7 protein-coding genes are annotated in these 4,902 nt (G+C 59.8%); 1 reads left to right on the forward strand and 6 read right to left on the reverse strand.

Annotated features, from left to right (window positions below; genetic code table 11):
- Positions 1 to 192: hypothetical protein (locus tag Q7T64_RS16135; RefSeq protein WP_304797810.1), on the reverse strand; the 192-nt coding region annotated here is incomplete at its 3' end.
- Between the two features lie 762 nt (positions 193 to 954).
- On the opposite strand from Q7T64_RS16135, the gene Q7T64_RS16140 reads away from it, so the two are divergent.
- Positions 955 to 1,695, forward strand: a complete 741-nt coding sequence (locus tag Q7T64_RS16140; protein WP_304797812.1) for an RNA polymerase sigma factor — start codon at positions 955 to 957, stop codon at positions 1,693 to 1,695.
- A 197-nt stretch (positions 1,696 to 1,892) separates the two neighbouring features.
- On the opposite strand, the gene Q7T64_RS16145 is transcribed toward Q7T64_RS16140, so the two are convergent.
- From Q7T64_RS16145 to Q7T64_RS16165, 5 genes are all read right to left on the reverse strand, one after another.
- On the reverse strand, positions 1,893 to 2,594 hold the full coding sequence (locus Q7T64_RS16145; protein WP_304797814.1) for an HrpE/YscL family type III secretion apparatus protein: 702 nt from the start codon (positions 2,592 to 2,594) through the stop codon (positions 1,893 to 1,895).
- Entirely contained in the window at positions 2,561 to 3,229 is a 669-nt protein-coding gene (locus Q7T64_RS16150) for a SctK family type III secretion system sorting platform protein (protein ID WP_304797816.1), read from the reverse strand. Before Q7T64_RS16150 ends, Q7T64_RS16145 begins: the two co-directional genes overlap by 34 nt.
- Positions 3,226 to 4,083 (reverse strand): type III secretion system inner membrane ring lipoprotein SctJ, encoded by an 858-nt coding sequence (sctJ, locus tag Q7T64_RS16155; RefSeq protein WP_304797818.1) that lies wholly within the window; start codon positions 4,081 to 4,083, stop codon positions 3,226 to 3,228. The genes Q7T64_RS16150 and sctJ overlap by 4 nt, the downstream gene beginning before the upstream one ends.
- Complete coding sequence (locus Q7T64_RS16160; RefSeq protein ID WP_304797820.1) at positions 4,080 to 4,535, reverse strand: EscI/YscI/HrpB family type III secretion system inner rod protein; 456 nt, start codon at positions 4,533 to 4,535, stop codon at positions 4,080 to 4,082. The genes sctJ and Q7T64_RS16160 overlap by 4 nt, the downstream gene beginning before the upstream one ends.
- Positions 4,536 to 4,546: 11 nt before the next feature.
- Positions 4,547 to 4,902 (reverse strand): hypothetical protein (locus Q7T64_RS16165; RefSeq protein ID WP_370653348.1); only part of this gene is annotated, 356 nt, incomplete at its 5' end.

The raw sequence follows: 4,902 nt of genomic DNA on the forward strand, positions 1-4,902 counted from the left end.
CGCAGCTACAGGGACTAATTCAATCTTTAGTTCGCAGCCAAGCCCATTCTTGCCGCCCGTGAATACAGTGCCCAACCCGGTTATCCCTGCCGCAAAGCCAGCAGCACCGGCACCAATAGGGACTAATTCAATCTTTAGTCCGCAGCCAAACCAGCCAAACCCATTCTTGCCGCCCGTGAATACAGTGCCCAACCCGGTTATCCCTGCCGCAAAGTCAGCAGCACCGGCACCAACAGCAACAGCAACAGCAATAGCAATAGCAACGAAAAAGCCCGGGCCTTAGTGGGCTTCTGCGACGCCATCAGGCTATAAAAAAGGACACATAAAAAAGGCCAAGTCGTAGTAACAGCCCCAAGGCCGAAGTCTGCGACAGCGATTGGATGACAAAGCGGTTGCGCCTGACATGGCACCTGGGGCAATTGACCAACAGCGGCTGTCAATCGAGCACAAATAAGGGAAGGAGAGCAAATGACGATCCCTCCCTTTTTTCATTTCCATGCACTTTTAGCGAGGTCGCTGGCCATCAAGCCCAACCGTCACGCTTCACGCCAGTTGTTAGCGTCGACTAATTCTTCTGTTTCCGCTTAACGCACCCCTCAATAATCCGGTCATGTCAATACCACAAATTAGGTAGGTAAGCAGACAACGCGACAGCGCCTCGGTAGCCGGAGGCGCGCTAGACAGGCCCGTAGATCCGGTCCTGGTTTGCCCGCGAAGAAAGCAAGCCTCCCTGCAGTTTGTGGTTCCACCTTACAGGCTGGAACTTCATGGCTCGGACCTTTTTTTGCCTGCACAAACGATATACCGCGGCGCGCCGCGGTCGACGTGCGTGCCAAACCGTTCCCACCCGCGCCTTGCCCTGTTCCGAGAGCCCCGTCTTGCCAACGCCGCTCCCGAGTCAGTTTTTTATCCCCGGCAGCATTCCCCTACATCCCCGCATTGGTCGCCGTTGTCATGCACAAGCGCGATCAGCACGGCTATGCCCTCGCAACAACCATCCAATCGGAGCGAATCATGGCAGCGAATCCACAATCGGTATTTGAGCACCAGCAAACCGTACCCAGGCCGCTGCCAGTACGCCAGATCGCCACGCCGTCGGGCACCGTCAACGAGGTGCCTGAAATCGATTATCAGGAGATGGTCTCCGCGATGGATCTGGCACGCACCGAGAACGATCATGAGCGGCTGTTCCGCCAATTGTTCGCCCGACACCAAGGGCGTTTGTATCGATTCGTGATCCGCTATATCGATCATCCGGAGGATGCCGCAGACATTGCCCAGCAAGCGTTCGCGGAAGCTGCCCGCACCATCGGCACGTTCCGTGGCGACTCCAAGCTGTCGACCTGGCTGTTTGGCATTGCCATGAATATGGTGCGTAATTATCTGAGCCGGGCCCCGCATCGCGTCTACAAGTTCGAAACCGAAGAGTCGCTGGCCCATTTTGCCGCGCCCGACATGGATCCGTCGGAGCACCTCACCCAGAAACAGATGCTGGGCATGGTCTCCGAGGCACTTGCCGAGCTGCCGCCAGAAATGAGCGAGGTCTTGACCCTGGTGGCGGTGGATGAAATCTCGTATCAGGACGCGGCGAACATCCTCAACATACCGCTTGGTACGGTGCGCAGCCGGGTCTCGCGCGCTCGTGCCGTGTTGCGCGAACATTTCAAAAAAGCGGGCGTGGCGCTCAACTTCTGATGCCGGTCAAAAAAAGTGGGCGTGCCGCTTAACTTCTGATTCCGGTTCAACCCGGGCAGCGCTGCTGCCGGCCGTCGGGACTTCCAGTGGACGTTGGCGTTGCGCTGGCTACGTGCCCTAGCCCCAGGCCTTTTAGCCCCATGCTGTGGCCATGAAGCGCACCCTGGCACTGACTCGCTGCGGCAAATTCGGCAGTTTTATACCAGCGTGCGCCGTTTCGGCACGTCGGCCAGCAATCTCGCCCCGCCATTCGCTGCCGCAGGCCCGTCAATAATCTCGCGCTGCGGGCCGAAAATCCTGGAAAAAGCCTCCCGCAGCACCTCGAGTTGTCCTGACATGCTGGCCTCTACCGTGCCGATCTCGGTCTCGATCGCACAGGCATCTGTCGAAAGCTGTCGGTCGCCGATGACGTCGACATGGCCCATGCCAGGGCGTTTCTTCAATATTGCGCTGACGTGCGATTTGACGAGCTTCAGGTTGGAGGGGTGCACCCGCAGGCGCAGCTGGTTCTGGCTGCGCACCAGTGACAGGCAGTTTTTGACGACTTCCAGCACCCGCTCTCGATCGTCATAGCCATTGATGATCTGCCGCATTGCATTCATGACCAGTTCTACCATCTGGCCTTCAACCCTGGCGAAATAGCCGATCGAATCTTCGACCAGCTTCACCATGTGACGCGAATGTTCGAGCCGCGCTGCTTCGCTGCCCTCCTCATAACCGCGCTGCTGTTCCGCCAGGAACGCTGCCTTTGCGCGCGAGATGATTTCATCATGGCGGCGGCGGGCGTCAGCGACCGTATCGGCCGCCAGGCGATACGCCCAGAAGTCGTTCGCCTTGATGACTTTCTTGCTGGCGTCCAGACGAGTCAGGCCGCTTTCGTCGCGAACGATGAACACCATTCTTGCTCCAGTAAAAGGAGGACTGCGTTGACCAGTCCCTTTGCCTTGTGGGTACGAACAGGGAGCGGCGTTGCGCTGGCCGGGTATTTCAGGCGGGTGCGCAAGACCAGCTCATTAGGTACACCGCCGAGTGCCGAATCGATCCAGCCCAATCCCAGATCCTCGATTGGGTGGCCATGCGCCAAAACCGGTTCCGCTGATGGCGTTGGCAGCAGGTTGGCCACTGTCATTGAAAACTTGTACAGTTCTGGCGTTAGGGTGCGCTTCCATTGCAGCACCTCCTCGCGCGCTACGCTTTTCCTGACTTGCGGACCGAGGACAGCGGCCGCGACATAGCGTGACAGGCGCACAAGCCGCTGGCTGTCGAGCAGCAGCAGCGGCCATTGCGGCAGAAACGGGTCGAAGCGCACCTTGCCGCTCAGCTTGAGCTGGCGCAAGATCATGATCGAGAGCGTGGCGCGTGCCCGTGGCGCTTCCCACAAACGGTTCGCGTGCTCGTGCGACACGAAGCGGCTCCGCTGCGATGGGTGCAAATACTCCGCCGGGCAATAGTTGAATTGATAAAGACGCTTGAATAACTCGCGGTCGTCGGCAATCAGGCGGCCGAGGCTGCCGCCATCCATGGCTGCCGTCATGTCGGTTCCACTGCGGATGGCGTTGTCCCGGTCGCTACCTTGGACAGCGTGCCGACGCGCCCGGCGATGTTCCTGCCCCAGAGCCGCCATGCCAGGTAGCCGGCGCCGGCCAATGCCGCGAGCATCAGAGCGATCAAGGACCACAACAGCGTTTGCAATGAATCCGACGCACTGTTGGCTACGGACATGCCCCAGACTTTGGTCATGTTCGCCGCATTTGTTTCACCCGGCTTGGGGCTGGCGGCCAGCAGCACGATGGATACCTTGTCCGGCACCAGGCCCGGTATGCTGTTTGCAACCAGGCGCTTCATCTGGGCTACCGAGTCATCGAGGTTATAGCCGCGCTTGTATTTGACGAACACGGCCGCCGACGAAGGCATTGCCGGTTCGCCACCGCTGCTGCGCTCGGGGAGAACGACATGCACACGGGCTTTCAAGACGCCATCGATCTGGTTGACGGTTGCCGCCAGCTCCTGCGAAAGCGCCCACAGGTAGCGCGCCCGTTCCTCCAGCGGCGACGAAATCATGCCTTCCTTGCGGAAAACGTCCCCCATCTTGGCATAGCGCTCACGCGGCAGGCCTTCGGCGCGCATGACGGCAATCGCTTTCGCGACCTGTGGCTGCTCGACGGCTAGCCGGACCATGCCTTCCTTGCCCGGTATTTTGGATGCGCGCACGTTCGCTTCCAATAAGGCGGACAAGACTTCGTTGGCCTCGGTCTCCGGCGTATCGGACAGTAATTCGACCTGGCTGCCGCAGCCGGTGAGCAGCGCTGCTACGGCCAATAAGCTCGCCATTGCGTTGCGGCGCAGCGTATAGGCGCACTCATCTACCAGGATGGCCAGTATGTTCATTGCAGCTTCGTCAGTTGGTCTACGTGGGAAACCACTTTGGATACGCCTTTGCTGATCATTTCGATTTCCAGGCTGTGTTCCGCCATCTGGAACTGCAGCGACAGCAACTCCGAGATCGACTTCATGCTGCCCTGGCCGCTGGCTTGTCCCTCTATTGTCTTCAACGCAGTGACGGAATGCTCTCGGTAGCTACGGGAGACATCGCTGAGCTTGCGCAGGATGGCGTCGCCCAGGTTGGCGAATCCTGATCGATCAGGATCAGCCAGTGGGTCTGCGCCATCGCTGGCGAAACCACGATCCCCGCCATTGCCGCCACCGCCAAGCAATTCGCGCAGTCGCTCGCCTGCTGCCGTGATGTCCGGGTCTTCAACCAGGTCTTCAATGCCCCGACCCGGTTGCAGTCCGTCTGCTTGCTGGACAGCTTCCAGCGCTGTCGATGCCATGCGTTCCATAATGCTACCCCTTACAAGATGGTGTGTTGCCGGATGGCCTGGTTGGCGCTCGACGCGAGTTCGGTCAAGGACGAAGCCGCGCCAGTGGCCGACCCGGCAAGCAGTTTTTTAGCGAGCTCCCGTTCTGCTGACGGCGCTCCTGGCCGCGCCAGCATGTTCTTCAGGACCCGATGCGCCTCGGTCCTTCGCTGCGCCAGCGACAGCGCCATGCCAAGGAACACGTCGAGCTCGTCATTCTCCGCCGGGGCGCGCAGGCGTTCCTCCTGCAATATGCGCACGGCGTCGGTGTAGGCGCCGTTTCCCATGCGTGACAGTGCAAGACCGATTGCGGGAATGGAAGATGTCGGCCGGAGTATGCGCAGGCCCT

It is taken from the genome of Lacisediminimonas sp. (assembly GCF_030645335.1).
Taxonomy (GTDB): Bacteria; Pseudomonadota; Gammaproteobacteria; order Burkholderiales; family Burkholderiaceae_D; genus Lacisediminimonas.

Bases quoted from the DNA above. Each gene is read 5' to 3' on its own strand.
- Q7T64_RS16140 (WP_304797812.1), top strand. From the start codon at position 955: ATGCACAAGCGCGATCAGCACGGCTATGCCCTCGCAACAACCATCCAA.
- Q7T64_RS16145 (WP_304797814.1), bottom strand. From the start codon at position 2,594: ATGGTGTTCATCGTTCGCGACGAAAGCGGCCTGACTCGTCTGGACGCC.
- Q7T64_RS16150 (WP_304797816.1), bottom strand. From the start codon at position 3,229: ATGACGGCAGCCATGGATGGCGGCAGCCTCGGCCGCCTGATTGCCGAC.
- sctJ (WP_304797818.1), bottom strand. From the start codon at position 4,083: ATGAACATACTGGCCATCCTGGTAGATGAGTGCGCCTATACGCTGCGC.
- Q7T64_RS16160 (WP_304797820.1), bottom strand. From the start codon at position 4,535: ATGGAACGCATGGCATCGACAGCGCTGGAAGCTGTCCAGCAAGCAGAC.